We start from the raw sequence: 26,093 nt of genomic DNA, 5'->3' as shown, positions 1-26,093 counted from the left end.
TTGCGCCGGGAGGCCCAAAAGCTCGGCTTTGACGCCTGCCGGGTGACGCGGCCCGATGTCCTTTCTTTCGCTCCCGCGGTTTTGGATGCTTTTGTCGCCGAGGGTCGGCATGGCGACATGGACTGGCTGGCCGAGCGTCGGGACTGGCGCGCCGATCCGCAAAAACTCTGGCCCGAAGTCCGCAGCATCGTCATGCTCGGCATGAGCTATGGGCCCGATGTCGTCGCCGTTCCGGCTGAGGCCGGCAACATCTCCGTCTATGCCCGCAATCGCGATTACCACGACGTGGTCAAGGGCAAGCTCAAGCTTTTGGCCGGCGCGCTGCTGGCGCGGGCGAAAATTTTGGGGGTTTTTGGCGACGTCAAGGTTTTTGTCGACACCGCGCCGGTGATGGAAAAACCCTTGGCCGCCGCTGCGGGACTCGGCTGGCAGGGGCGTCACACCAATCTGGTGTCGCGCGAATTCGGCTCCTGGCTGTTTCTCGGCAGCATTTTTACCACCCTCGACCTGCCGCCGGACCCACCGGAGGCGGATCATTGCGGCTCCTGCCGCGCCTGCGTCGACGCTTGCCCGACCGGGGCGCTCGACGGCGGCAAGATCGACGCGCGGCTATGCGTGTCCTATCTCACCATCGAGACCAAGGCGCAGATTCCGCGCGCGTTGAGACAAAAGATCGGGAATCGCATCTATGGCTGCGACGATTGCCTCGCCGCCTGCCCCTGGAACAAGTTCGCCCAAACCGCGCGCGAGGCCAAATTTTTGGCGCGCGCCGATCTGGTGGCGCCGCCTTTAAGGGAGCTGGTGGCGCTGGACGAGGCGGCGTTCCGGCAAAAATTTTCGGGCAATCCGGTGAAGCGCATCGGCCATGCGCGCTTTCTTCGAAATGTGCTGCTGGCCATCGGCAATTCCGGCGATCCCTCGCTGGCGCCGCTGGTCGAGGCGCGGCTGGGGCACGAGTCGCCGCTGGTGCGCGGCATGGCGGTCTGGGCCTTGTCTCGCTTGCTGCCGCGCGACGAATTTGCGAGTCTCGCCGCGCGAAATCATAACGAACCGGACCCCGACGTCCGGGCGGAATGGGGGATGGGGTGAAACTGCTGATTTTTGGTCTCGGCTACACGGCGGGTTTTTACGCGGCCGAGGCGTCTCAAGCTTTTGAGCAGGTGACCGCCACCAAGCGCGCGCCGGAAATTTTGGCGGAAGGGCGTTTTCGCCTGCTGCCGTTCGACGGCGCGTCCGAAAAAATCGACCCGCGCGTGATCGACGCGCTTGGCGACGCCGACGCGCTGCTGGTGAGCGCCGGCCCCGACGCTTTTGGCGATCCCGTGCTGCGGCGTCTCGCCGACAACATCGCCGCCGCGCCGAAATTGAAGACAATCGTCTATCTCTCGACCATTGGCGTGTATGGCGACCACCAGGGCGCCTGGATCGATGAGACCTCGGAACTGCGCCCCTCCAACGACCGCACCCGCTGGCGGGTGGCGGTGGAGCGGGACTGGCTCGCGCTGGGCGAGCGGGCGCACAAAAATGTTTATGTGCTGCGCCTTTCCGGGATTTACGGGCCGGGCCGCAGCGTGATCGAAAAGTTGCGCGACGGAACCGCAAAACGGCTGATCAAGCCGGGACAGGTTTTTAATCGCATCCACGTCGCCGACATCGCGCAGGCGATCAACGCCTGTTTTGCCGGCGCCGCGCCATCCGGGGTTTATAATGTCACCGACGACGAGCCGGCGCCGCCGCAGGACGTGGTGACTTACGCCGCCGAATTGTTGGGCGTGACTCCGCCGCCGGAACAGGTGTTTGAGGCGACACAACTCTCGCCGATGGCGCGGAGTTTTTATGGCGAGAACAAGCGGGTGGCGAACAAGAGGATGCGTGAGGTTCTTGAGGTCACGCCCAAGTTTCCCACCTATCGCGAGGGTATTGGCGCTCTGGCTTAGGCCCGAACGGCGCGATTGACGCCCTTACCCGAACGCGCGACAAACCGTCTCATGGCATCCATCGCGCAAGAAGCGGCCAAGCCGCTGTTCTCCTATCGCAAATATTGGGCGCATCGTTTCGGCGTCGCGCCCTTCCTGCCCATGTCGCGCGCGGAAATGGACGCGCTGGGGTGGGATTCCTGCGACATCATCGTGGTCACCGGCGATGCCTATATCGACCATCCCAGTTTCGGCATGGCCATTGTCGGTCGGGTGCTGGAGGCCCAGGGGTTCCGGGTCGGCATGATCTCGCAGCCCGACTGGAGCAGCGCCGACGCCTTCAAAATTCTGGGAAAGCCAAACCTGTTCTGGGGCGTGACCGCCGGCAATATGGATTCCATGGTCAACCGCTACACGTCGGATAAAAAAATCCGCCGCGATGACCATTACACGGCGGGCGGGGAGGGCGGCAAACGGCCGGATCGCTCGGTCGTCGTCTACGCCCAGCGCTGCCGCGAGGCTTTTCCCAAAGTTCCAATCGTCATTGGCGGCATCGAGGCGTCGCTGCGCCGCATCGCCCATTACGATTATTGGTCCGACAAGGTGCGCCGCTCTATCCTGATGGATTCCAAGGCGGATTTGCTGCTGTTCGGCAATGCCGAGCGCGCACTGGTCGAAGTTGCACATCGCATCGCTAAAAAAGGTCTGGATCAGGATTTTTCCGACATTCGCGGCCTCGGCTTTTTGCGCTCGGCCACGCCCGAAGGCTGGACGGAGGCGCCGGCCGATGATCTCGACGGCGACGAGGGGATTCACGTCAAGGGCGAAAAAGTGGTGGTGCGCCTGCCCTCCTTTGAATTCGTCAGCGCCGACCAGGAGGCTTACGCCCGCACGTCGCGGGTGCTGCACCGAGAGAGCAATCCCGGCAACGCCCGCCCGCTCATTCAAAAGCACGGCGACAAGGAAGTCTGGCTGACGCCGCCGCCCATTCCGCTGACCACGCCGGAAATGGACGCGGTTTACGGCCTGCCTTTTGCGCGCGCGCCGCATCCCGCCTATGAGGGTCGCAAAATCCCGGCCTGGGAGATGATCCGCCATTCCGTGACCATCATGCGCGGCTGTTTCGGCGGCTGCTCGTTCTGCTCCATCACCGAGCATGAGGGGCGCATCATCCAGAGCCGCTCGGAAGAATCGATTCTGCGCGAGATCGAGGAGATCAGGGACAAGGGCGAAGGCTTTACCGGCATTATTTCGGATGTCGGCGGCCCCACGGCCAACATGTATCGCGTGGCCTGCAGCGACAAGCAGGCGGAGAGTGTGTGCCGGCGACTGTCCTGCGTCTATCCCGACATCTGCAAGAACCTCAACACCAGCCATGACGCGCTGATCCAGCTCTATCGCAAGGCGCGCGAGGTCAAGGGCGTCAAGAAGGTGATGGTGGCCTCGGGCGTGCGCTACGATCTCGCGGTGAAAAGCCCTGAATATGTGAAGGAACTCGTCACCCATCACGTCGGCGGCTATCTGAAAATCGCGCCGGAGCACACCGAAAAAGGCCCGCTTTCCAAAATGATGAAGCCGGGCATTGGCGCTTACGACCGCTTCAAAGAGCTGTTCGACCGGGCGGCGCGCGAGGCGCGCAAAGAGTATTTTCTCATCCCCTATTTCATCGCGGCGCATCCCGGCACCAGCGACAAAGACATGATGCAGCTCGCCCTCTGGCTGAAGCGCAACAAATACCGCGCCGATCAGGTCCAGACGTTTCTGCCCGCGCCCATGGCGATCTCGACCGCCATGTATCATTCCGGCTTCAATCCGCTCAAACCGGTGCGGCGCGGCATTTCGGAGCGGGTGGAGGCGATCAAGGGGTTGCGGCAGCGTCGGCTGCACAAGGCGTTCTTGCGTTATCACGATCCCGAAAACTGGCCGATGCTGCGCGAGGCTTTGCGTAACATGGGCCGCGCCGACCTGATCGGCCCTGGAAAGCATCAGCTGGTGCCGAACTGGCAGCCGGCGGGGACCGGCGGAAAAGATGGCGGCCCGCCCCGGGGCCGAGGCTACGCCAAGCCGCGAAAATTCCTGACCAAAGGGGTATTTTAGCGAAATTTCGTCAATGCGTGGAAACCCTTCCGGGACAAGCCGCGCCTTGACGCCACCCCCCTCCACTCCTACTTTCCTTGCAACCGGACGCGTTCAAGATTCGCGCCTTCTCCCCCCAGCGAGGTTCCCATGTCGACTGTCAAAGTCACCGACGCCACCTTTGAATCCGACGTTTTGCAAGCTGCAGAGCCGGTGGTGGTGGATTTCTGGGCGGAATGGTGCGGCCCCTGCAAGATGATCGGGCCGTCGCTCGAAGACCTCGCCAAGGAATATGCCGGCAAGGTCAAGATCGCCAAGGTCAATGTCGACGAAAACCCTGGCATTGCCGGCAAGCTCGGCATCCGCTCGATTCCCACCCTGATGCTGTTCAAGGGCGGCAAGGTCGCCTCGCAGAAGGTCGGCGCCGCGCCCAAGGGCGAACTCGCCAAATGGATCAGCGCCGGGCTCTGAGGTTTCACTGCTTTGAAAAGGGCCGCTCTGCGTTCGCGAGCGGCCCCTTTTTTATCTGCTTTTATCTGCGCTTCACGGCAAAGCCGCCGCCGGCCTGGCAGGTCGGCATCAGCTCCATGTGATTGATGTTGACGTGCGGGGGCAGGGCGACCAGCCAAGCCACGACCTCGGCGATATCGTCCGGCGTCAGCGATTGCGTGCCCTCATAGACCGCGGCGGCCTTCTCCTTGTCGCCGCCGAAACGCACAACAGAGAATTCGGAACCGTCGACCATGCCCGGTTCCAGGTCGGTGACGCGGACATTATAGCCGACGAGGTCGGTGCGCAGGTGCTGGGTGAACTGGCGCACGAAGGCCTTGGTGCCGCCATAGGCGTGGCCGCCGGCATAAGCGTAATTGGCGGCCACAGACCCCATATTGACGATCAGCCCGTCATTGCGCGCCACCATCTGCGGCAGGATCGCGCGGGTCATATGCGCGAGGCCCGTGATGTTGGTGGCGATCATCTGGTCCCATTGTTTCAAGTCGGCCTCCCAGCCTGGGGCCAGTCCGAGCGCGAGGCCGGCATTGTTCACGAGAACGTCGATCTGGCGCCAGTCTGCCGGGAGCGCGTCCGGAAATTCGGCGATGGCGGCCGTGTCCATCATGTCGAGGCGGCGCGCCAAAAATTTCGGTCCCAACTCGACCGCCAGTTTTTCGAGGCGCTCGACGCGGCGTCCCGTGCCGATGACGCGATGCCCATCGCGGATGGATCGCCGCGCAATGGCCTCGCCGAAACCGGACGTCGCGCCGGTGACCAACAGGGTTTTCATGAGACTATCCTGAGTTGGAGTGAATCTTGTTTCACCAGAGGCCGGGGATCATCCGCCATGTCCGCGCGCGAAACGCGTCATATTCGGCGCCAAATTCCGAAGCGAGCAGGTTCTCCTCGGCCTTGATGCGTGCAAGCAAGGGAATGAGCAGCAGTCCGACCAGCACGACGCCGATGCTGGAGCGAAAGGCCAGCGCCCAGCCGAGCGAGCTGACGAGCAGGCCGAGGTAGGAGGGGTGGCGGATCAGACTGTAAACGCCGCTCGTTTGCAGCCGGTGGTTTGGTTGGATGGCGACGAGGCCGCTGAACCGATGTCCGAGGACCGCGACCGGCCATAGCCGCAGGACGCCGCCCAGCGCGAAAAGCGTGACGCCGAACCGGCGCAGTCCATCGCCGCCGAAGGTGGAGATGTCGTGCGCATCGTCGAAGGCTGGAATGACCGCGATGGCGAGGCCAAGCACGGCGAAGACCGGCAGCACCCAGCGGTTTTTGCGGTCCTCGCGTTCGCCGGAGCTCAGATTGCCGCCGACGAAGAGGGCCGCGACGGTCAGCGCGACATAGGCAAGCGCGAGGCCGGAAAGCGCGGGGATCATTGCGAAGGCCGCAAAACCTCTCGCGTAAACCACCAGCGCGCCGTTGAGCGCTCCACCAAGCAGGATGGCGAGCGCCCGGCCCATGCTCACCCCATCATGGCGGGACAGCCGGCGCAGCCGCCGCCGGGACCGGGCGAGCACATCGGCGGCGAGTCTTCGCCGCCCTTGGCCGGCGAGGCGATCAGCGACAATTGCTGTTCAAGCTCGACCGCGCCGCAGGACGGGCATTCCGGCGTTTCGCCTGAACGCACCAGAGTCTGGAACGTCGAACCGCACTTCTTGCATTCATAGCCGTAGATCGGCATCGGGCCCCCGCGATGGCTTGAGAATGACAAGGAGATAGCAGCGCTTGCGCGGATTTCAACCGACTTTGCGCGCGGCGCCTCGCGACAATGAGCCAATGCGCCGTCCCACGTTCGCGACCCAAGCCACTTGAACAGGGATCGATGACATTGAGGAAATCCGCTTTACTGCCAATTCACCAAAGGATGAGTGGATAGCGTCTGTTTACGAATTCTTCGGCTGCGCGTTTTTACGTTGCGTAATTATTGGTTTTGTTTTGGAGTATGTCATGGTTGAATTTGGCAAGCGCAAACCTGCCAACACCACGGCGGCCTATAGCCGGCCGGTTGAAAATCCGGTGGATCTTGCGACGGCGGCCGAGGTTGTGTCGACCGGCAAATTGCCCTTCTGGTCGAATATCAGTTCTGTCAGCTTCGCCATGATGATGGTTGCGGCGGCGGGTTTGCTGTGGTGGTTGGTTCTCCCCTATGGCGGCGACATCCTGCGCGATTACCGGCTGGCGCACACGTGGCGGCCCGCCTATGATTTGACGGCGACGGACGGCAAATGCACGCGTCACCAGTTCATCCTCACGACCTGCAACGCCATGCTGAAGTCGCTGGCCGAACCCAATGCGGCGCCGATCGACGTCAGCTTCATGATGGCTTTTGCCGGCGGCGGCGGCGAAGCGATGGTTCCCGTGCGCTCGGCGGCCAATCCTTCGCAGGTGAGCATCGCCTATGCGGCTGAGACGCAGCTCTTCAACCGGACGCTGACCTTCGTGGCCATGGTGTTCGGCTTGCTCGCGACCTTCTTCGTTGGTCTGAATGCGCTCTTGAAGGGGCAATATAAAGGCGGCGCGGCCGATCGCGCGTTGATCGCGGGTCTTGAAGAGCTGCAGGCGCGGATGAACGCGGCGCCGCCTCCTCGCGCCGCCGCCTGACACGGTCCTTTGAGGAGGCGGCGGCCATGTCGGTTGTGAAGTCTTTGGGCATGATGTGCGGGGCCTTTGTCATCGCCAAGGCTGTGCTGGCGCCTTCCGCGTCGGTTCGGCCCGACGCCCAGCAATTGACCGTGAGCGCGGATGCAGAGCGCATCGTGCTCTCCTGGAGCGGCCCGATCGCTTCGCCGATGCGCGACACCATCGCCACGGCGATCAAAAGCGTCCGATCCGATCCGCGCCGCCTGGTGATTTCCTTGAACTCTCCGGGCGGCTCCATCGCACATGGGCGCGAGGTGATGGCGGCGATCCGCGAGGCCGCCCGGGGACGCGCCATAGACACAAGGGTTGAGAAAGGCGCCGCCTGCGCCTCGATGTGCGTGCCGATTTTTCTGATGGGCGCCAGACGCACGGCCGATCCGGGCGCGCATTTCATGTTCCATGAGGCGCAGCTCAACCTTCCCAAAGGGCGCGAGAGCATGAAGAACGCCGACGCGGCGGTCGCCAGCAAATGGATTGCGACGGTCGTCACCAACAATTTTTACGAGACCGATTTTGCCCAGCCGCGGGTGAACACCCTCTGGCTCCGCGACATGCGGACGAAAATCGAAAACCGTGATGTCTGGGTGACCGCGCGGCAATTGGTGGAGGCGGGCTCCGGCGTCGTCGACGCGCTGATTCCATCAGGCGACAGTCAGACGGGGCGTGCGAGCGGAGCCGTTCAGCGTTTTTTCGCAGCGGTCCTGCGCATTTTGTCGCGAATTGGAGCGGGCGATGGGAATCGAACCCACGACATACAGCTTGGGAAGCTGTCGTTCTACCACTGAACTACGCCCGCGCTCCTGAAACTCTTAACCCGCCGCGCTGCCGCCTTCAACGGGGCGCGCGAAAATGTTTTGAAAGTTTCAGGCCCTGCGCCTGATAATTCGAGCCAAGGCCGGCGCCATAGAGGTCGTGCGGCCTCTCCGCCATTTTTTCATAGACCAGCCAGCCCACCGCCTGCCCGTCCTCCAGGATGAAGGGCACGTCGTGCGAGCGCACTTCCAGCACCGCGCGGGCGCCGGCGCCGCCGGCTTCCTCCGCGCCAAAACCGGGGTCGAAAAAGCCGGCGTAATGGACGCGGAACTCGCCCACCAGCGGGTCGAAGGGCGTCATTTCCGCCGCATAATCCGGGGGCACGCGCACCGCCTCTTTGGAGGCGAGGATGTAGAATTCGCCGGGGTCCAGGACCAGTTCGCCGCCGCCGCGGGAAAAAATCGGCTCCCAGAAATCGGCGGCGTCGCAAGAGGCGGGTTTGTCGACGTCGATCAGGCCGGTGTGACGCTTGGCGCGATAGCCGATGAGACCGTCCTCGAACCCGGAGAGGTCGATGGAGACGGGAATGCCGCCGTCAAAGACCGGATTGGCGTTGGACACCAGTTTTTCCCGGGCGTGCAGTGCGGCGTGGCCGGCGCCGTCCAATTTTGTATGGCCGCGGCGAAAGCGGATCTGCGATAGACGCGAGCCCTCGCGCGCCAGGATCGGAAAGGTGCGCGGCGAAATCTCGGCGAACAGCGGCCCGTGATAGCCGGCTTCGATGGTGTCGAAGGCGCGGGCGCGGTCGGCGATCACGCGCGTGAAAACGTCGATGCGGCCGGTCGAACTTTTCGGGTTGGCGGCGGCGGAAATGTCTTTCGGCAGCGCCAGGCCCTCCGACAGTTCCGCCAGATAGACGCAATTGGTTTCGAGCACGGCGCCGGCGCTCAAATCGATCTCGTGCAGGGCGTGGCGCTTGATGGCCTCGTCTAGGCTGCGCCCTCCCGGCAGGAACGAGGCGCGCATGCGGAACGCGCGGCGTCCCAGGCGCAGGTCGAGGCTCGCCGGCTGGATCTGGTCCGTGGCGAACGGTTTGGCGCGGATCGCGCCGTTCTGCGCCAGCGCTGCGATCTGATGGGCCGCGAAAATGCCCTGTTTGTCCTCTATCGGCTCGGCGGCCACGATTTACTCCCTCGCTTTGATTAACTCATGCGAGAAAAGCTGCAGCCTGTCAAAAAAAGCGCCGCGCCTCAGCCTTGACTCGTCGCAGGCCCGTCCCTATCTAGACAGCAGCTTGTTAGCACTCGTTTGACTTGAGTGCTAACAAGCCCTCCCATTCACCCCGGCTGCGAGCCGGCGGATTGCAACCAAAGATAAGGACATAAACATGGCCTTCCGTCCCCTCCACGACCGTGTCGTCGTCAAGCGCCTTGAAGGCGAAGAGAAGACCAAGGGTGGCATCATCATCCCGGACACCGCCAAGGAAAAGCCGCAGGAAGGCGAAGTGGTCGCCGTCGGCCCCGGCGCGCGTGACGAGTCCGGCAAGCTCGCCCCCCTCGACGTCAAGGCCGGCGACCGCGTGCTGTTCGGTAAGTGGTCCGGCACCGAAGTCAAGGTCGACGGTCAGGACCTCCTGATCATGAAAGAATCCGACATCCTCGGCGTGATCGCCTGAAATCACCGGTGATTTCAGCCCGGCGAACATCCCTTGCGATGTCTGGCCGGCTGATCCGTCCCCTCATTTTTATCGGAGCTAAACATGGCTGCTAAAGACGTCCGCTTTTCCACCGACGCCCGCGACCGCCTGCTGCGCGGCGTGGAAGTCCTCGCCAATGCGGTGAAGGTCACCCTCGGCCCCAAGGGCCGTAACGTCGTCATCGAAAAATCCTTCGGCGCCCCGCGCATCACCAAGGACGGCGTGACCGTCGCCAAGGAAATCGAACTGTCCGACAAGTTCGAAAACCTCGGCGCCCAGATGGTCCGCGAAGTCGCTTCCAAGCAGAACGACATCGCCGGCGACGGCACCACCACCGCGACCGTTCTCGCCGCCGCCATCGTCAAGGAAGGCGCCAAGGCTGTGGCCGCCGGCCTCAACCCGATGGATCTGAAGCGCGGCGTTGATCTTGCTGTCGAGGCGATTGTCGCCGACCTCAAGAAGAACTCCAAGAAGGTCACCTCCAACGACGAAATCGCCCAGGTCGGCACCATTTCGGCCAACGGCGACACCTTCATCGGCCAGGAAATCGCCAAGGCGATGCAGAAGGTCGGCAACGAGGGCGTGATCACGGTGGAAGAGGCCAAGAGCCTCGAGACCGAGACCGACATCGTCGAAGGCATGCAGTTCGACCGCGGCTATCTCTCCCCCTATTTCGTGACCAATGCCGAAAAGATGGTCGCGGAACTGGAAGACCCCTACATCCTCATCCACGAGAAGAAGCTGTCGACCCTGCAGCCGCTGCTGCCGGTGCTCGAAGCCGTCGTCCAGACCGGCAAGCCGCTCCTCATCGTCGCTGAAGACGTCGAAGGCGAAGCCCTCGCGACCCTGGTCGTCAACAAGCTGCGTGGCGGCCTGAAGATCGCCGCTGTGAAGGCTCCGGGCTTCGGCGACCGCCGCAAGGCCATGCTGGAAGACATCGCCATCCTGACCGCCGGCACGGTGATCTCGGAAGACGTCGGCATCAAGCTCGAGAACGTCACCCTGGCGCTCCTCGGTCGCGCGAAAAAAGTGCGTCTCGACAAGGAGAACACCACGATCGTCGACGGCTACGGCGAGAAGAAGGACATCGAGGCCCGCATCGCCCAGATCAAGGCGCAGATCGAGGAGACCACCTCGGACTACGACCGTGAAAAGCTCCAGGAGCGTCTGGCCAAGCTCGCGGGCGGCGTCGCCATCATCCGCGTCGGCGGCGCGACCGAAGTCGAGGTGAAGGAAAAGAAGGACCGCGTGGAAGACGCGCTGAACGCCACCCGCGCTGCGGTGGAAGAAGGCGTGCTGCCCGGCGGCGGCGTGGCTCTGCTGCGCGCGATCAAGGCGCTTGACGGCGTCAAGGTCACCAACTCCGATCAGAAGACCGGCGTGGACATCGTCCGCAAGGCCATCCAGGCCCCGGCGCGCCAGATCGTCGACAATGCCGGCGCCGATGGCGCGGTGGTCGTCGGCAAGCTGCTCGAGTCCTCCGAATATGCCTTCGGCTATGACGCCCAGACCGGCGAATACGCCGACCTCGTCAAGCACGGCATCATCGACCCGACCAAGGTTGTGCGCACCGCGATCCAGGACGCCGCTTCGGTGTCCGGCCTGCTGATCACCACCGAGGCCACGATTGTCGAGGCCCCGAAGAAGGACGCTGGTCCGGCGCTGCCCCCGGGCGGCGGCATGGGCGGCATGGATTTCTGATCCATCGTTCACATCTTTACGATTGGAAGGCCGCCCCTCCGGGCGGCCTTTTTATTTGGTCTCTTGAAATCTTTGATTTTTGCGGACAATGTCATGCTTTAGCAGCGGGCGGGCTTGACCTTGGTCATTTAACACACATGACCAACGCCACTTTCGCGCGAGGCTTGAGCGGAATAACGAACAGAATTGTTAGGCGCTTCGCCAACGACAACCGGAAGGGACGCCGTCACCGTCCAGGCCGGAGGGAAATATGGACCAGCAATATCATTCCAAGAAATTGTCCGCCGTGCGGGACTCCCTCGGCGCGACGCAGGCGCCGGAATCCAGAACCATCACGCGCGTCGAACTGCTCGACGCCGTCTACAACGCCTGCCCGACGCTGTCTCGCGCGCAGGCGCGCGAGCTCTTTGAAATGACGCTCGAGGAAATCGTCGGCGCCTTGGTGCAGAACGATCCGGTCAAGATTCGCGCCTTTGGCGCCTTCACGCTTCGCGCCAAGCGCGAGCGCGTCGGCCGCAACCCCCGCACTGGCGTCGAGGCCAAGATCACGGCGCGCCGCGTCCTCACCTTCAAACCCTCACCGACATTGATCGCCAGGATCAATGGCGATGCGCCCGTCGAGGAATGAACGCGTTCACGCGCGGGACAGGCTGACGCCCAGGATTTTTTCGTAAAAGGCCTGAATGCTGGCGGCTTCGCGCGCAATGTCGTGCTGCGTCAGGGCTTTGTCGCGGCCCCGTGCGCCCATGTGTGACGCGCGCTCGGGATCGGCGAGCAGCGGCTCCAATGCCGCGGCGAGCGCATCGACGTCGCCGGGCGGGATGAGAAAACCGGTTTCGCCCTCCGCCACCAGCTGCGCCGCCGCGCCCGTGCGGGTGGCGACCACGGCGGTTCCGCTGGCCATGGCTTCGAGCGGCGTCAAGCCAAAACCCTCCCAGCGCATCGGCGCAACGTAAACCGAAACCAGCGCGAACCAGAACGGCATTTTCTCGCGCGGCTGCTCGCCGAGAAAAAGGATGCGCTGCTCCAGTCCGGCGGCCGCGATTTTTTCCTTCAGCCCGGCGACGAAATCGGCATTGTCGGGCGTGACCAGGCCGGTGAGCAGCAGGGTTGCATCCGGATAGTTTGGCAGCAGGCGCAGGGCGGCTTCGATCAGGACGTCCGTGCCTTTCTGCGCGCGGAGGCGGCCGAAGGCGCCAAGGCCGAATGTTCCGGGCAGGCCGGACTCGCGCCATGCCGTCGCGCGGTCGGCGAGCGGTCGGAACCGTTGCACATCGACGCCGTGATGGATGACGGCGCAGGGGACTTCCAGATAGGAGGCCGAGGCGTCCGAGGTGGCGATCACCCCGTCGATCCGCCGCAGCATCCAGCGCGTGAACCGGCTCTGCCGACGCTGCCCCGCCCAGGTGAAGACGATTTTCCAGGGCTGGCGCAGCACGTGCTTCAGCAACAGTCCGACGATCATCTCGTTGTTGCGGCGCGCGTGAAAAATGCGGTGGGTTCCGCGCGGCGGCCGCGACCAGCCTTGCGTGAAAATCTGGCGGAACGGGATTTGCGGCGTTTCCGCCGTCAGATCCGAGCCGACGCAGGCCACAAGACCCTGCCGGGCCGCATAGGGCGCCAAGGCGAGGATCGTGGAGGTCACACCCGAATAGCGCCAGTGCAGGTTGGGCGTGACCGCGAGCAACCCGCGCAGGTCCGGCGTCTCCCCTGTCGACTTCACAGGTTCAGCGATCGTCGGAGCGCGGTTCGGCGCGGGCGACCTTCTTCGGTTCGACCAGCGGTTTGGCGGCTGCTGTCGGTTTTTCCGGGGGCTTGGGCGCGGTCCCGATTTTTCCGACCGGCGCCGGCGCTGTGGCGTGTCTGGCCGTCGAGGCGCTCGCCGGCGGCTTGGTCTGTGCGACGATCGACTGGCTTTGCGCCGGCTGGGCTTGCGACGGGTCTGGCGCCATCTTTGTCGCGACGGCCAGCGGAGCTGTCCGGGCCTTCACGCCCTGGCCGCCGTCGAGCGCCACTTCCACCGGCGGCGTCAAGGCGTCGGCGCGGCCGACTTCGTGCTCGGTGATATTGGCGAAGGTCGGGTGCTGTCCGCCGTCCTTGTAGACCAGGCGAATCGGGCGCTCGCCCTGTTTCACCAGCGCTGCGACTTGCGCCTCGTCGCTGCGTTCGCGCTGCGCCACCTGCGCCTCGACGTCGGGCTCGGAGGCGGCGAGGGCCGGGCAGGGCGCCTCGGGGTCGAGCGGCTGGCCGGCGGCGGATTTGACGCCGAACACATAATGGCCGCCGCAGACGCCGACGTTCACCTCGTGATGGGTGGCCTCGAAATGATCGACCCCCTTCTTCAGCTCTTTCCAGAAGGGCATGTTGGGGTCGAGACGGAATTTGGCGAGATTGGTCGGGTTCAGATGGAAGGGCAGAGCCTGCATCTGGATCGACCTTTGGCCGCCGGCGAAACTTTCGCGCGCCATGGCGTAGATTTCGGCGATCTGGCGGTCGGTCATCGAAAAACAGCCGGCCGACGAGCAGACGCCATGGACCATGACCGCGCCGCCGGTCGCGCCATGGGCGCGATCATAGGCGTTGGGATAGCCGACGTTGAACGACAGGTAATAGGCCGAGTTCGGGTTCATCTGCGCCGGGGTGATCGTGTAGAACCCCTCGGGCGATTGCCGGTCGCCCTCGCGGCGCTTCGGGCCGAGCTGGCCGGACCAGCGGCAGATCGGGAAGGTCTTCAGATGGACATAGGTCCCGTCCGGACGCATCTTCCAGACTTCGAGCTCGGATTCTTTCTTGTAGGCGCGGATCAGCATGGGCGAATGGGGGGTGACCCCCTTTTCCGCCATCAAGGCGACGGTCTCGCTGGAGAGCGCCTGCATCGAGCGATCCGTGCCGACGCTGTTGCAGCCTGAGAGGGCGCCGAGCAGTCCGACGCCGAGCAAAGCCGACGTGTGCGAAAAGACGCCGCCGGTCCGACGGAAAAATCTTTTATCGCTCATGTTCCGATCCATCCTCGCGCGACGCCTATGCGTCGCTGCGGGTTTACCGCCATTAAGCTTACACCATCCTTACCACGGCGGCGCGCAATCCGACGCCATGGTTAAAAACGCCTTAAGCCAAACAAAAAGGGTAAAGGCGATTTGCGGCGGGAATCAGACCTTGCCGCGGCCGATTCCTAAGAACTTCTCCTGGCGGAAGGCGCGCACGGCCTCGGGCGAAAATTCGGCGAAGCGCGCGAGCGCGCTGGCGACGGCGTCGCCGACCGATCGGATGGTCGCCTCGGGGTCGCGATGCGCGCCGCCGACGGGTTCAGCGACGATGCCGTCGATAATGCCGAATTTCATCAGATCCTGAGCCGTCACCTTCATGCTGGTGGCGGCGTCTTGGGCCCGGCTGGAATCGCGCCACAGGATCGAAGCGGACGCCTCGGGCGAGGCCACGGTGTAGATCGAATGTTCGAGCATCAGCACGACATTGCAGGCGGCGATGCCGAGCGCGCCGCCCGACCCGCCTTCGCCGATCACGGTGGCGACATTGGGCGTGCCTTGCACCAGCGCGGCTTCGGTGGCGCGGGCGATGGCTTCGGCCTGGCCGCGCTCCTCCGCCTCGATGCCGGGAAAGGCGCCGGCCGTGTCGACGAAGGAGATGACGGGAAGGCCGAAGCGGTCGGCCAGCTCCATGACGCGCACGGCCTTGCGATAGCCCTCGGGCTTGACCATGCCGAAATTGTGCTTGAGGCGGGAGGCCGTATCAAAACCCTTTTCCTGGCCGATCACCGCGACCGACTGGCCGCGGAATCGCCCGAGGCCGCAGATGATGGCTTCGTCCTCGGCGAATTTGCGGTCGCCGGCCAGAGGCGTGAAATCCTCGATCAGCCCGGCGATGTAGTCGACGCAATGGGGGCGCTGCGGATGACGGGCGACCTGCGTCTTCTGCCAGGGGGTGAGCGCCGCATAAAGGTCGGCCAGCGCCTTGGCGGCCTTGGCCTCGAGCTTGGCGAGCTCCTCGCCGATGTTCGGCGAATCCTTCTTTTCCGACAGGGCGCGCAGATCTTCGACGCGCGCTTCGAGTTCGGCGACGGGTTTTTCAAAATCGAGGTAGGAAGCCATGTTGCCTTTAAGCCCTGCGCGAGGCGCGACGCGGAAACGCGGACGTCGCCGCGCCGGAAAGCGCGCGGAAACTGTCGATTTCCGCGCGGGAAGTCAAGTGAGCGGCGCCGGTCCCGGCGCCGCAGGGGGCGCGCTTAAAATTTCAGCGCGCGGGTCTGCTTCACGCCGGGCAAAGCGGAAATGCCGGCGAACACCTTTTCCGGCACGTCGCCGTCCACCGCGACCAGCGCAATGGCCGAGCCGCCCTCGGCGTCGCGGCCGAGCGCGAAAGTGGCGATATTGACGCCCGCGTCGCCGAGCAGGCCGGCGAAACGGCCGATGAAGCCGGGCTTGTCCGCGTTGGAGACATAGATCATCGACGGGGCGAATTCGGCCTCCGCGCGGATGCCGCCGATTTCGACCACGCGCGGCTTGCCGTCGTTGAACACGGCGCCGGACACCGAGAACGCGCCGGACTCGCTCTCGACCTCGATGGTGACGAGCGAATCGTAATCGCCTTCCGCCGCGCGCACGGTTTCGTCGATGACGATGCCGCGCTCGCGCGCCACCGCCGGCGCCGAAACCACGTTCACATCCGACAGCATCGGGCGCAGGAAACCCGCGAGCGCCGAAGCGGTCAGCGCCTTGATCTTCAAATCGCCGACATGGCCCTCATAGACGATGGTCAGTTTTTTCACGCCGGTGTCGGTCATCTGGCCGGCGAAGGAGCCGAGTCTTTCGGCGAGCGCGATGAACGGCTTCAGCTTGGGGGCTTCTTCCGCCGTGATCGAGGGGAAGTTGATGGCGTTGCTGATCGCGCCGCGGGTCAGATAATCCGCCATCTGCTCCGCCACCTGCAAGGCGACATTCTCCTGCGCCTCATTGGTGGAGGCGCCGAGATGCGGCGTGCAGATCATGTTGGGGTGGCCGAACAGGACGTTTGACGTCGCCGGCTCCTCGACGAACACGTCGAAGGCCGCGCCCGCGACATGGCCGCTGTCGAGCGCCGCGCGCAGGGCCGCCTCGTCGACCAGACCGCCGCGCGCGCAATTGATGATGCGCACGCCTTTCTTCGTCTTGGCGATGTTTTCAGCGGACAAAATGTTTTTCGTCTGCGGCGTCATCGGCGTGTGCAAGGTGATGAAATCCGCGCGCGAAAGCAGGTCGGCCAGTTCGACCTTTTCGACGCCGATGTTTTTCGCCCGCTCCGCCGAGAGGAACGGATCGAAGGCGATCACGCGCATTTTCAGGCCGAGCGCGCGGTCGGCGACGATCGCGCCGATATTGCCGCAGCCGATCACGCCCAGGATTTTTCCGGTGATTTCCACGCCCATGAACCGGTTCTTTTCCCACTTGCCGGCCTGGGTCGAAGCGTCGGCGGCGGGGATTTCGCGGGCGAGCGCCAGCATCAGCGAAATCGCATGTTCGGCGGTGGTGATGGAATTGCCGAAGGGCGTGTTCATCACGATAATGCCGCGCGCCGTGGCGGCGGGAATGTCGACATTGTCGACGCCGATGCCGGCGCGGCCGACCACTTTCAAATTCTTGGCGTTCGCCAGAATGGCCGGCGTGACCTTGGTGGCCGAGCGGATCGCCAGCCCATCATAATCGCCGATGATCGCGGCGAGCTTTTCCTTGTTCTTGCCCAGCGCCGGCTGGAAATCGACCTCGACGCCGCGCTCCTTGAAAATGGCGAGCGCAGCGGGAGAGAGGGCGTCGGAAATCAGAACGCGAGGGGCCATTTTATGTCCTCATTGAGTTCATGCCAAAAAGCCCCGCTCTGGGGGAAACGTCCAAAGCGGGGCTCGAAAATCGTCGGGGAAAAATCCTCAGGCCAGTTCGGCTTTGGCTGTTGCGAAGGCCCAGTCGAGCCATTGCGTGAGCACGGCGACATTAGCCGCTTCGACGGTCGCGCCGCACCAGATGCGCAGGCCGGGAGGGGCGTCGCGATAGGCGCCGATGTCGTAGGCCGCTTCTTCCTTCTCCAGCAGCGACGCCAGCTTCTTGGCGAAAGCCGCCTGGGCGTCGGCGGGAAGGCTGGTGATCGCCGGGTCCTTCACCTTCAGGCACACGGAGGTGTTGGAGGCGATCGCCGCATCCTTGGCGAGGAAGGTCGCCCAGTCGCTCTTCGCCACCCAGTCGGCCAGCACTTTGGTGCTGGCGTCGGCGCGGGCGATCAGGCCGTCGAGGCCGCCCAGGCTTTTCGCCCAGTTCAGCGCATCAATATAGTCTTCCACGCAGAGCATGGACGGGGTGTTGATGGTCTCGCCTTCAAAAATGCCTTCGATCAGCTTGCCGCCCTTGGTCATGCGGAAGATTTTGGGCATCGGCCAGGCCGGGGTGTAGCTTTCCAAGCGCTCGACCGCGCGCGGCGACAGGATCAGCACGCCATGGCCGCCTTCGCCGCCCAGAGCCTTCTGCCAGGAGAAGGTGACGACGTCGAGTTTGGGCCAGTCGAGGCGCTGCGCGAAGGCGGCGGAGGTCGAATCGGCAATGGTGAGACCCTTGCGATCGGCGGGGATCCAGTCGCCGTTGGGCACGCGCACGCCGGAGGTCGTGCCGTTCCAGGTGAAGATCACGTCATTGTCGAAATTCACCGAGGACAGGTCGGGAATTTCGCCGTACGGCGCCTTGAGGACGCGCGTGTCCTTGAGCTTCAGCTGCTTGACGATGTCGGTGACCCAGCCCTCGCCAAAGCTTTCCCAGGCGATCGCATCGACGGGACGCGGGCCGAGCAGCGACCACATGGCCATTTCGACGGCGCCGGTGTCGGAGGCGGGCACGATGCCGATGCGATAGTCGGCGGGAACCTGCAAAACTTCGCGGGTGAGGTCGATGGCGAGCTTCAGCTTGGCCTTGCCGACCTTGGCGCGGTGGGACCGGCCGAGCGGCGCATCATGAAGCGCCTCGAACGACCATCCCGGGCGTTTTGCGCAGGGGCCGGAAGAAAAGTTGGGATTTTTCGGCAGAGCGGCGGGTTTTGACATGAAGCCATCCTCACAGATGGGCGCCTCGCGTTGGGGCGAGATGTCCCGCCGCCGCGATTACGCTTGTGTCATGGGGGGGTCAAGCGGGACCAATGGACGCAGGTTGCGCCGGCGCAACCACTACGATTCGCCTTAGCTCGCCGGGGCGCGATCGCGGGCGAACTGTCTGCGAGGACTATTCCGCAGCATGTGCGGAAGGCGCGAACGCCTTTGCGGGAGAGTGCGGCGACCAACTCAAAAATGAGTTGGTGCCCAGGAGAGGACTCGAACCTCCACGGCTTGCACCACTGGTACCTGAAACCAGCGCGTCTACCAATTCCGCCACCTGGGCCCGGGGCGTCTTCTATGGGGGCGGGCCGTCCCTGTCAACCCAGGTGTCACATTTTGTTGAAGAAAAATGTCAGGCCGCCCGTCTGAAGGCCGGTTTCGCCTGGGAAACCGCCGCCTTTGGCGCGAGGCGCAGCAGGATGTTCAGCAGTTCCTGGTGGTTCCGCATGGCCTCCTCCGGCATGCGCCGGAAACGGCGCAGCGAGAGGTCGAGCACTTCCGCCGCCACATAGCGGTTGGCAGCGGCGCAGAGGTCGAAACCCGGCTTCAGCCCGCCGGCCTTCCGGTCCAGGGTCGCGGCGTCCGTGCGTGCAGCTTCGAAATCGCTCGTGATGAGCGAGGTCCAGAGCTTGAAGTGAAGCTGGCTGAGCAGGGTGAAGGCGGCTGAGCGCGCCGGAAAATGCTGGAGGTAAAATTCCCGAAGGCAATCGTGCACGACAGGCAGGGACCACTCGAGAACTGATTCACGCAATTGACTTTGGCCACACATGCCATTCCTCGCCGCGCCTTGAACGCACGCCTGGCGGTGACGCCCTTCCGCGCCTCCGCCTGTCACGAGAACAACACCTTAACCTTAAGGAACCTTTTATTGCGGCGAAGGAATTTGCATCAGCGCCCCGCGCAGGAGATCAAGATCCTCCGGCCGTGACAGCCGGTGGTCGCCATCGCGAATCAGGGTGAGGGTCGCAGGATCGGCGGCGAGATGCTCCAGCAGTTTGAGCGCGTGACGCCATGGCACGGCGTCGTCCCGCATGCCCTGGAGAATGCGGACAGGACACCATGTGCGCAACGCGCCGCCCAGCACCGACTGGCGGCGGCCATCGTCGAAAAATTCCTGGGTGAAGATATTCTGGTCGTCGCGCCACACACCATCCCGCGCCAGCGTCTCGCGCACCTTTTCGGGCAGGTTTGGCAGGACCAGCTCTTCGGAGAAATCGGGGGCAGGGGCGATCAGGACCATGCCCGCCAGCCGATCCGCCTCGCCGAGCTTCGCCAAAGCGCGCGCCAGCAGCAGCGCGATCCAGCCGCCCATGGACGAGCCGATCACCACTTGCGGCCCCTCGGTCAGGGCGCGAAAGATTGTTGTCGCCTGCTCCGCCCACAAGCCGATGGTCCCGTCTTCAAAGGCGCCTTCGGATTCGCCATGGCCGGAATAGTCGAAGCGCAGGCAGGAGCGGTCCTGTTCGGCGGCGAAAGCGTCGACAAAAGTGGCCTTGGAGCCGCGCATGTCCGAGCGGTAGCCGCCAAGCCAGAACAGCCCAGGCCCACGTAAACCCGCGCGCGAAAAATAGGCGAGGCGCGGCTGTCCGGGCGCGGTGGTGAAAAATTGCGGCGCCATATGGTTTTCGGGCATTTGGTTGCGGTCCTGCGGCCAGCTATGGTCTTGCTGATTCGTGATTTAGCCGGGGAGGCGTCATGACGCCATGGGGCGAAGAGGATATCGCCGACCATCAATGTCTGTTCGGACGCACCATCCTGCAATTGATACCCGCGCTCGAGCCGGGGCCGGAGGCGTTCGCCTGCATTGAAACCGCCGCCGCTCTGGACGAGGCGGGGGCGCGCGCCCTGGTCGCCGGCGGCGAGGGGCCGCTGGTCAGCGAATTGCAGGCGCGCGGCGGCGTGTTCCTGCCGTTCGATCTCGCGGCGCGCAATCCGATCACCGCCTCGATGAACCGCAGCCGTCTCGCGGTTCTGGCCGAGCGCGAAGGCGTCGAATTGATTCATCTGCGCGGCGAGGCCGGGTTCGCGGCGGCGCTGCACGCGGCGCGCCGATTGCGCATCCCTCTGGTCGCCGAGGATTTCGGTCCGGCCGCGCTGGAAGCGGACACAATCGTCGTGCATAGCCGGCAGGCCCTGGAGGCGGCCGAAGCTGAATGGCCGCATCTCGCGCAACGATTCGTCCGGGGATTGCGTGGGGTCGATTTGCACGCCAGCCTCTCCCAGCCCATGGACCCCGCGCGGGTGAAGAAATTGCGTGAGGGCTGGGGCGTGCGCCCGCATGAACGCGTGGTGGTCGGGCTCGGCCTGCCGTCCGATCGCCAGAAATTCTTCCTGCTGGCGGCGGCGCAATTGGCCAAGCGCAATTTTTTGGACAATGAAGCGCAAGAGGTTCGGTTCGTCTGGCGCGACGCCGAAGGCGCCGACCTCTCCTCCGGCCCGTTCGAGGCCGAGGCCCGGCAGCTCGGGCTCGACCGCCATGTGCTGCGCGTGGCGGGCGGCGATCCCGCGGCCGCTTGCCTTGCCGCCGCTCTTGTGGCGACCCCGGCGGGGGACGCGCGCCTGAGCGTGGAGGCGCAGGCGCTGGGCGCGCCCACCGCGGTGTTGCAGAGCGCGGCGGATCAATATGTCGAAACCGTGCTGACGCCGCCGCAGGTCGATCCGGCGCGGCGCACCGGCTGGATCATCGCCCCCGATCAGCCCTCCGCCTTCGCCCGCGCCGCTGAGGAGGCGCTGCGGCTTGGCGCGTCGGCGCGCGAAGCGCTGGCTCTGCGCGGCGCCGAACATGCGCGCGCCTTCTCCGCCGAGCGCATGAGCGCGCTGACGCTTTCGACTTACGCGCGCCACTTTCGTGTGTAACAATTAAATCATGATCCAGGTCAAAATCGCTTCAGCTGCGGTAAAAGCGCGTTGACTTTGGCGGGAATCGCCACAATGTACCCGGGTTCAGTCCTCGTGGTTTCGGTCGCGGGGCGTTTCGTCGCAGGCCGGCGATCCGGCCGCCCGACGCCGGGGCTGACCCGTTCAATTCAAGGAGAACACGCCATTCGCCGTCCCATGAAAGCCCCCCCGGTTCCGCAGAAGGAGGGACCCCGCACCAACCGGGAAATTCGAGTTCGCGAAGTCCAGCTGATCGATTCGGAGGGCCAGAACCGTGGCGTCACCGATACGCTCGAGGCCTTGCAACTCGCCGAGAGCGAGGGACTCGATCTGGTCGAAATCGTCCCGAACGCCAATCCGCCGGTCTGCAAGATCCTCGATTACGGCAAATATCGTTTCAACGAGCAGAAAAAGGCCGCCGAAGCCCGCAAGAAGCAGAAGGTCGTCGAAATCAAGGAAATCAAGCTGCGTCCCGGCATTGACGACCATGATTACGAAACCAAGATGAAGGCTGTAAAACGCTTCTTCGAGGAAGGCGACAAGGTCAAGTTCGTGCTGCGCTTCCGCGGCCGCGAAATGGCCCACCAGGATCTCGGCTTCAAGGTTCTGGAGCGCGTCAAGGCTGAGACCCTCGGCATCGCCAAGATTGAACTGGAGCCTTCGCTTGACGGTCGCCAGATGATCATGGTGCTCGCTCCAAAATGACGTTTGGAGCCGCGCCCAAATAATAAGAATTGCTTATGGCGTCCGCTTTCTCCCATTCTTCCCGCTCGAACCCTGATCGGGCGGGAGGACGGGAATGGCTGGAGCCGAAAAAATCGATCCGTCGCGCCTGAAGGCGATCGTCGTCGGCTCGCTCGGCAATCTCGTCGAATATTACGATTTCTACGTCTACGCGGCCTTCTCGCTTTATTTCGCGCCGTCCTTCTTCCCCAAATCCGACGAAATCGCGCAGATGCTGTCGTCGGCCGGCATTTTTGCGCTGGGCTTCTTCATGCGGCCGATCGGCGGCTGGCTGTTCGGCCTGATCGGCGACCGCTATGGGCGCCGGCGTTCGCTGATGCTGTCGGTGCTGATGATGTGCGGCGGCTCGCTGCTGATCGCGCTCACCCCGACTTACGCGCAGATCGGCGTGCTCGCGCCGGCGGCGCTGATGTTGGCGCGCCTGATTCAGGGCCTGAGCCTGGGCGGCGAATATGGCGCCAGCGCCACCTATGTCGCCGAAATGGGCGAGAGTTCGCGGCGTGGGTTTTATTCCAGTTTTCTCTATGTGACCCTGATCGGCGGGCAGCTTGGCGCGCTCTCGGTCCTGCTGGTCCTGCAAAATCTCGTGCTGACGCCGGAGGAGTTGCGCGCCTGGGGCTGGCGCATTCCCTTCTTCATCGGCGCAGGCCTCGCCCTGTTCGCGCTGTGGATGCGCCGTGACCTCGAGGAGACGCAAGCGTTCAAGAACGCCAAGGCGCGGGGAGCGGGCGGCGGCTTGCGCGCCCTGTGGGCGCACAGGCGCGAGGCGCTGATCGTTGTCGGTCTGACCATGGGCGGCACGCTCGCCTTCTATGTCTACACGATCTACATGCAGAAATTCTTGAAGCTCACCGTGGGTTTGAGCGACAGGGAGAGCACCTGGGTGAGCGCCGGAGCGCTGGTGTTCGCCTTGCTGATTCAGCCGCTCTATGGCGCATTGTCCGACCGCATCGGCCGCCGCCCGGTGCTGCTGGCCTTTGGAATCATGGGCGCGCTCGGCACGGTTCCACTGCTCTCGGTCCTGTCGCGGGCGCATGGGCCGTGGGAGGCGTTTTTCCTCGTCGCGCTCGGCTGGATCATGACGGCGCCCTACACTTCGATCAACGCCGTGGTGAAGGCCGAACTCTTCCCCGCGAGTTTGCGCGCCACAGGCGTCGGCCTGCCCTATGCCGTCGCGGTGTCGTTCTTCGGCGGCACGGCGGAATATGTCGCTTTGTGGTTCAAGTCGGTGGGATTTGAGAGCGGCTTCTATTATTATGCCAGCGCGGTGATTTTCTGTTCGCTGCTGGTCTATTTCTTTCTGCCCGACACAAAGAAAACGTCGATGCTGGATCGGGAAAACGCGGACAACACCTTGTTGGAATGAATGGAAGATTTTTTTGTCTCGACGCCGCAGGGGCGGCTTTTCGCCCGACACTGGCCTGCGGAGGGGCCGCTGGCGCCCATCATCCTGATCCATGACTCGCTGGGGTCGGTGGACTTGTGGCGCGGCTTTCCCGCGCTTTTGTCGGAGGCGACGGGGCGCGCCGTGCTCGCCTATGATCGATTGGGCTTTGGACGCTCCGATCCGCGTCGAGGCCGGCTGCCGACCAGCTTCATCGACGATGAAGCGCTCAATCTTCCCTATCTGTGCGCGAAATTCGCTTGGGATCGCGTGGTCCTGTTCGGCCATAGCGTCGGCGGCGGCATGGCGCTGTCGGCGGCTGCGCAATTTCCCTCCGTCACGGCGGCGGTGGTGACCGAGGCCGCGCAAGCTTTTGTCGAGGACTGCATTCTCGACGGTATTCGCGCGGCCAAGGCGGAATTCGAAAAGCCCGGGCAATTCGACCGGTTGCGCCGCTACCACGGCGATAACGCGCAATGGGTGCTCGACGCCTGGACCGAGGCCTGGCATTCCGACGCGTTCGCCGGTTGGACGCTTGACGAAGCGTTGCGGCGCGTGACCTGCCCGGTCCTGGCGATCCACGGCGAACACGACGAATATGGGTCTGTGGCGCACCCGCGACGCATCGGCGCGCTTCCGGCGCATGGACAAACCTTGATCTTGAAGAACTGCGGCCACATTCCCCATCGCGAAAAGCCGGACGAGGTTTTGTCGGCGGTGGGGGATTTTCTGCGAGATATCGCGTAGGCGCTTGCCAAACGCCCGTGTTTGCCCCTATAAGCGCCGCTTCAATCCGCCCGGCCAGTAAAGGGCTGCCGTGGCGGGTTTTTTGGCTCCTGCCGAAACACTCGGGCCGCAAGGCCCCCAAACGAGAGAGCGAAATGCCCAAGCTGAAGACCAAATCCGGCGCGAAAAAGCGCTTCAAGATCACCGGCACCGGCAAGGTGGTCTATGCCCAGCGCGGCAAGCGCCACGGCATGATCAAGCGGACGAACAAGCAGATCCGCAATCTGCGCGGCACGAACATCATGTTCAAGACCGACGGGGATAACGTCAAAAAATTCTTCCTGCCCAACGGCTGATCCCCAGCCCGTCCGTAACCAAGTCAAAACTGGAGATCATCCATGGCTCGCGTCAAACGCGGCGTCACCTCGCACGCCAAGCACAAGAAAGTTTTCAAGGCCGCCAAGGGTTTTTATGGCCGCCGCAAGAACACCATCCGCGCCGCCAAGGCCGCCGTCGACCGCTCGATGCAATATGCGACGCGCGACCGCCGGGCGAAGAAGCGCACCATGCGCGCCCTGTGGATTCAGCGCCTCAACGCCGCCGTGCGTGAATTCGGCCTGACCTACAGCCGCTTCATCGACGGCCTCTCCAAGGCTGGCGTCGAAGTGGACCGCAAGGTTCTGTCGGAACTCGCCATTTCCGAGCCGACGGCTTTCGCCGCCATCGTCGAAAAGGCCAAGGCCGCGCTGCCCGCCGCCGCCTGATTTTCGCGCACGCGATTTGAAGAAGCCCGCTGCGACCCGGCGGGCTTTTTTGCTTTCCAGCGTTCCCTCCGCGTGGCATTACCCGCTGCAACGCAAGGTTTTCACATGTCCGATCTCACAAAACTCGAAGCCGAAACCCTCGCCGCCGTCGACGCCGCCGCCGACGAGGCCGCGCTGGAAAACGTCCGCGTCGCCGCGCTCGGGAAAAAAGGCTCCATATCCGCCCTGCTCGCCACTCTGGGTAAAATGTCGCCTGAGGAGCGCAAGACCGAAGGCGCGAAGATCAATGCGCTGAAGGACAAGGTCGGCGAGGCGCTTTCCGCGCGCAAAAGCGTGTTGAAAGAGGCCGCGCTGGAAGCGCGGCTGGCGAGCGAAACGATTGATGTGACCCTGCCGACCCGCGCCGGCGCGCTGGAGACCGGCCGCATCCATCCGATCTCGCAGGTCATGGACGAACTGACCGCGATTTTCAGCGATATGGGCTTTTCCATCGCCGAAGGGCCGGATGTCGAAAGCGACGACTACAATTTCACCAAGCTGAACTTCCCGCCCGGCCATCCCGCGCGCGAAATGCACGACACCTTCTTCTTCAACCGCAAGGCCGATGGCGAGCGCAAGCTTTTGCGCACCCACACCTCGCCGGTGCAGGTGCGCACCATGCTGAAGAATCCGCCGCCGATCCGCGTGATCTGCCCGGGCCGCACCTATCGCTGCGATTCCGACCAGACGCACACGCCGATGTTCCATCAGGTCGAAGGCCTTGTCATCGACCGCAAGGCGCATATGGGCCATTTGAAGTGGGTTCTCGAAGAATTCTGCAAGACCTTCTTCGAAGTGCCCAATGTGAAGATGCGGTTTCGCCCGAGCTTTTTCCCCTTCACCGAGCCGTCCGCTGAAGTCGACATTCAGTGCTCGCGAAAAGGCGGTGAAATGCGGTTTGGCGAGGGCGACGACTGGCTCGAAATTTTGGGATGCGGCATGGTCCATCCCAATGTGCTGCGCAATTGCGGCCTCGACCCCGATGAATTCCAGGGTTTTGCCTGGGGCATGGGCATCGATCGCATCGCCATGCTCAAATATGGCATGAACGACCTGCGCGCCTTCTTCGAAGCCGATGTGCGCTGGCTGCAGCACTATGGTTTTCGGCCGCTCGACCTGCCGACGCTTGCCGGCGGCCTTTCGAGCTGAACCCGCGCCT

The 26,093-nt window shown here is 63.8% G+C and carries 26 protein-coding genes, 2 tRNA genes and 1 pseudogene; 16 read left to right on the top strand and 13 right to left on the bottom strand.

Annotation, left to right across the window (positions count from 1 at the left end; all coding sequences use genetic code 11):
* The 4 genes from queG (at position 1) to trxA (ending at position 4,463) form a co-directional block, all read left to right on the top strand.
* On the top strand, positions 1 to 1,089 hold the full coding sequence (queG, locus tag M2320_RS01050; protein WP_264595701.1) for a tRNA epoxyqueuosine(34) reductase QueG: 1,089 nt from the start codon (positions 1 to 3) through the stop codon (positions 1,087 to 1,089).
* Positions 1,086 to 1,937 (top strand): SDR family oxidoreductase, encoded by an 852-nt coding sequence (locus tag M2320_RS01045; protein ID WP_264595700.1) that lies wholly within the window; start codon positions 1,086 to 1,088, stop codon positions 1,935 to 1,937. The genes queG and M2320_RS01045 overlap by 4 nt, the downstream gene beginning before the upstream one ends.
* 51 nt (positions 1,938 to 1,988) lie before the next feature.
* Positions 1,989 to 4,013: a YgiQ family radical SAM protein gene (locus M2320_RS01040; protein WP_264595699.1), complete on the top strand. Its 2,025-nt coding sequence runs from the start codon at positions 1,989 to 1,991 to the stop codon at positions 4,011 to 4,013.
* 129 nt (positions 4,014 to 4,142) lie between these two features.
* Positions 4,143 to 4,463 carry a thioredoxin gene (gene trxA / locus M2320_RS01035; protein ID WP_184426234.1) on the top strand — a complete coding sequence of 107 codons (321 nt, stop codon included), beginning with the start codon at positions 4,143 to 4,145 and terminating at the stop codon, positions 4,461 to 4,463.
* 61 nt (positions 4,464 to 4,524) lie between these two features.
* On the opposite strand, the gene M2320_RS01030 is transcribed toward trxA, so the two are convergent.
* From M2320_RS01030 to M2320_RS01020, 3 genes are read right to left on the bottom strand one after another with little or no spacing between them, the layout of a single operon-like run.
* Positions 4,525 to 5,274 (bottom strand): SDR family NAD(P)-dependent oxidoreductase, encoded by a 750-nt coding sequence (locus tag M2320_RS01030; protein WP_264595698.1) that lies wholly within the window; start codon positions 5,272 to 5,274, stop codon positions 4,525 to 4,527.
* Positions 5,275 to 5,305: 31 nt separating this feature from the next.
* Positions 5,306 to 5,950 carry a methyltransferase family protein gene (locus M2320_RS01025; protein WP_264595697.1) on the bottom strand — a complete coding sequence of 215 codons (645 nt, stop codon included), beginning with the start codon at positions 5,948 to 5,950 and terminating at the stop codon, positions 5,306 to 5,308.
* 2 nt (positions 5,951 to 5,952) lie between these two features.
* A complete protein-coding gene (locus M2320_RS01020) occupies positions 5,953 to 6,171 on the bottom strand; it encodes an FmdB family zinc ribbon protein (RefSeq protein ID WP_184426227.1) in 219 nt (72 codons plus the stop codon).
* A 266-nt stretch (positions 6,172 to 6,437) separates the two neighbouring features.
* Between M2320_RS01020 and M2320_RS01015 the strand changes: the two genes are divergently transcribed.
* Both M2320_RS01015 and M2320_RS23330 read left to right on the top strand, forming a co-directional pair.
* On the top strand, positions 6,438 to 7,091 hold the full coding sequence (locus M2320_RS01015) for a hypothetical protein (protein ID WP_264595696.1): 654 nt from the start codon (positions 6,438 to 6,440) through the stop codon (positions 7,089 to 7,091).
* A 26-nt stretch (positions 7,092 to 7,117) separates the two neighbouring features.
* Positions 7,118 to 7,726: pseudogene (locus tag M2320_RS23330) on the top strand (ATP-dependent Clp protease proteolytic subunit); the annotation flags it as partial.
* A gap of 125 nt (positions 7,727 to 7,851) precedes the next feature.
* On the opposite strand, the gene M2320_RS01010 reads toward M2320_RS23330, so the two are convergent.
* Both M2320_RS01010 and M2320_RS01005 read right to left on the bottom strand, forming a co-directional pair.
* Positions 7,852 to 7,926, bottom strand: a tRNA-Gly gene (locus M2320_RS01010).
* A gap of 35 nt (positions 7,927 to 7,961) precedes the next feature.
* Positions 7,962 to 9,065, bottom strand: a complete 1,104-nt coding sequence (locus M2320_RS01005; protein WP_264595695.1) for a 2'-deoxycytidine 5'-triphosphate deaminase — start codon at positions 9,063 to 9,065, stop codon at positions 7,962 to 7,964.
* Positions 9,066 to 9,270: 205 nt separating this feature from the next.
* Between M2320_RS01005 and groES the strand changes: the two genes are divergently transcribed.
* The 3 genes from groES to M2320_RS00990 all read left to right on the top strand — a co-directional run bounded on the left by groES (position 9,271) and on the right by M2320_RS00990 (position 11,908).
* Positions 9,271 to 9,558 carry a co-chaperone GroES gene (groES, locus tag M2320_RS01000; RefSeq protein WP_264595694.1) on the top strand — a complete coding sequence of 96 codons (288 nt, stop codon included), beginning with the start codon at positions 9,271 to 9,273 and terminating at the stop codon, positions 9,556 to 9,558.
* A gap of 84 nt (positions 9,559 to 9,642) precedes the next feature.
* The gene (gene groL, locus M2320_RS00995) at positions 9,643 to 11,280 is read left to right on the top strand and encodes a chaperonin GroEL (protein ID WP_184426182.1); all 1,638 of its coding nucleotides are present in this window, start codon (positions 9,643 to 9,645) and stop codon (positions 11,278 to 11,280) included.
* Between the two features lie 250 nt (positions 11,281 to 11,530).
* Positions 11,531 to 11,908 (top strand): integration host factor subunit alpha, encoded by a 378-nt coding sequence (locus M2320_RS00990; RefSeq protein ID WP_264595693.1) that lies wholly within the window; start codon positions 11,531 to 11,533, stop codon positions 11,906 to 11,908.
* Between the two features lie 6 nt (positions 11,909 to 11,914).
* Here the strand turns inward: M2320_RS00990 and M2320_RS00985 are convergent, their stop codons facing one another.
* From M2320_RS00985 to M2320_RS00950, 8 genes are all read right to left on the bottom strand, one after another.
* Positions 11,915 to 13,003 carry a glycosyltransferase family 4 protein gene (locus M2320_RS00985; RefSeq protein ID WP_264595692.1) on the bottom strand — a complete coding sequence of 363 codons (1,089 nt, stop codon included), beginning with the start codon at positions 13,001 to 13,003 and terminating at the stop codon, positions 11,915 to 11,917.
* A 4-nt stretch (positions 13,004 to 13,007) separates the two neighbouring features.
* Positions 13,008 to 14,276, bottom strand: a complete 1,269-nt coding sequence (locus M2320_RS00980) for a L,D-transpeptidase family protein (RefSeq protein WP_264595691.1) — start codon at positions 14,274 to 14,276, stop codon at positions 13,008 to 13,010.
* A 153-nt stretch (positions 14,277 to 14,429) separates the two neighbouring features.
* The gene (locus tag M2320_RS00975; protein WP_184426176.1) at positions 14,430 to 15,386 is read right to left on the bottom strand and encodes an acetyl-CoA carboxylase carboxyltransferase subunit alpha; all 957 of its coding nucleotides are present in this window, start codon (positions 15,384 to 15,386) and stop codon (positions 14,430 to 14,432) included.
* A gap of 134 nt (positions 15,387 to 15,520) precedes the next feature.
* Positions 15,521 to 17,107 carry a phosphoglycerate dehydrogenase gene (gene serA / locus M2320_RS00970; protein ID WP_264595690.1) on the bottom strand — a complete coding sequence of 529 codons (1,587 nt, stop codon included), beginning with the start codon at positions 17,105 to 17,107 and terminating at the stop codon, positions 15,521 to 15,523.
* An 87-nt stretch (positions 17,108 to 17,194) separates the two neighbouring features.
* Complete coding sequence (locus M2320_RS00965) at positions 17,195 to 18,352, bottom strand: phosphoserine transaminase (RefSeq protein WP_264595689.1); 1,158 nt, start codon at positions 18,350 to 18,352, stop codon at positions 17,195 to 17,197.
* Positions 18,353 to 18,598: 246 nt separating this feature from the next.
* Positions 18,599 to 18,683, bottom strand: a tRNA-Leu gene (locus tag M2320_RS00960).
* A 69-nt stretch (positions 18,684 to 18,752) separates the two neighbouring features.
* Positions 18,753 to 19,169 carry a hypothetical protein gene (locus tag M2320_RS00955; RefSeq protein WP_264595688.1) on the bottom strand — a complete coding sequence of 139 codons (417 nt, stop codon included), beginning with the start codon at positions 19,167 to 19,169 and terminating at the stop codon, positions 18,753 to 18,755.
* Positions 19,170 to 19,265: 96 nt separating this feature from the next.
* Positions 19,266 to 20,033, bottom strand: coding sequence for an alpha/beta hydrolase (locus M2320_RS00950; protein WP_264595687.1), 768 nt, complete (start codon positions 20,031 to 20,033; stop codon positions 19,266 to 19,268).
* A 62-nt stretch (positions 20,034 to 20,095) separates the two neighbouring features.
* Between M2320_RS00950 and M2320_RS00945 the strand changes: the two genes are divergently transcribed.
* From M2320_RS00945 to pheS, 7 genes are all read left to right on the top strand, one after another.
* Positions 20,096 to 21,256 (top strand): glycosyl transferase, encoded by a 1,161-nt coding sequence (locus tag M2320_RS00945; protein WP_264595686.1) that lies wholly within the window; start codon positions 20,096 to 20,098, stop codon positions 21,254 to 21,256.
* A gap of 198 nt (positions 21,257 to 21,454) precedes the next feature.
* Positions 21,455 to 21,982 carry a translation initiation factor IF-3 gene (gene infC / locus M2320_RS00940; RefSeq protein WP_184426166.1) on the top strand — a complete coding sequence of 176 codons (528 nt, stop codon included), beginning with the start codon at positions 21,455 to 21,457 and terminating at the stop codon, positions 21,980 to 21,982.
* Positions 21,983 to 22,076: 94 nt separating this feature from the next.
* Positions 22,077 to 23,387, top strand: coding sequence for an MFS transporter (locus M2320_RS00935; RefSeq protein WP_264595685.1), 1,311 nt, complete (start codon positions 22,077 to 22,079; stop codon positions 23,385 to 23,387).
* Positions 23,388 to 24,152: an alpha/beta fold hydrolase gene (locus tag M2320_RS00930; RefSeq protein ID WP_264595684.1), complete on the top strand. Its 765-nt coding sequence runs from the start codon at positions 23,388 to 23,390 to the stop codon at positions 24,150 to 24,152. It abuts the gene before it with no gap.
* A gap of 134 nt (positions 24,153 to 24,286) precedes the next feature.
* Positions 24,287 to 24,487, top strand: coding sequence for a 50S ribosomal protein L35 (gene rpmI / locus M2320_RS00925; protein ID WP_184426160.1), 201 nt, complete (start codon positions 24,287 to 24,289; stop codon positions 24,485 to 24,487).
* Positions 24,488 to 24,529: 42 nt separating this feature from the next.
* A complete protein-coding gene (gene rplT / locus M2320_RS00920) occupies positions 24,530 to 24,895 on the top strand; it encodes a 50S ribosomal protein L20 (RefSeq protein WP_264595683.1) in 366 nt (121 codons plus the stop codon).
* A 105-nt stretch (positions 24,896 to 25,000) separates the two neighbouring features.
* Positions 25,001 to 26,083, top strand: a complete 1,083-nt coding sequence (gene pheS, locus M2320_RS00915; protein WP_264595682.1) for a phenylalanine--tRNA ligase subunit alpha — start codon at positions 25,001 to 25,003, stop codon at positions 26,081 to 26,083.
* Positions 26,084 to 26,093 lie beyond the last annotated feature (10 nt).

Source organism: Rhodoblastus acidophilus (assembly GCF_025961575.1).
Taxonomy (GTDB): Bacteria; Pseudomonadota; Alphaproteobacteria; order Rhizobiales; family Beijerinckiaceae; genus Rhodoblastus; species Rhodoblastus acidophilus_C.
Note: the sequence above shows the minus strand (reverse complement) of the source record. Positions and strands in the feature narration are given on the sequence as shown.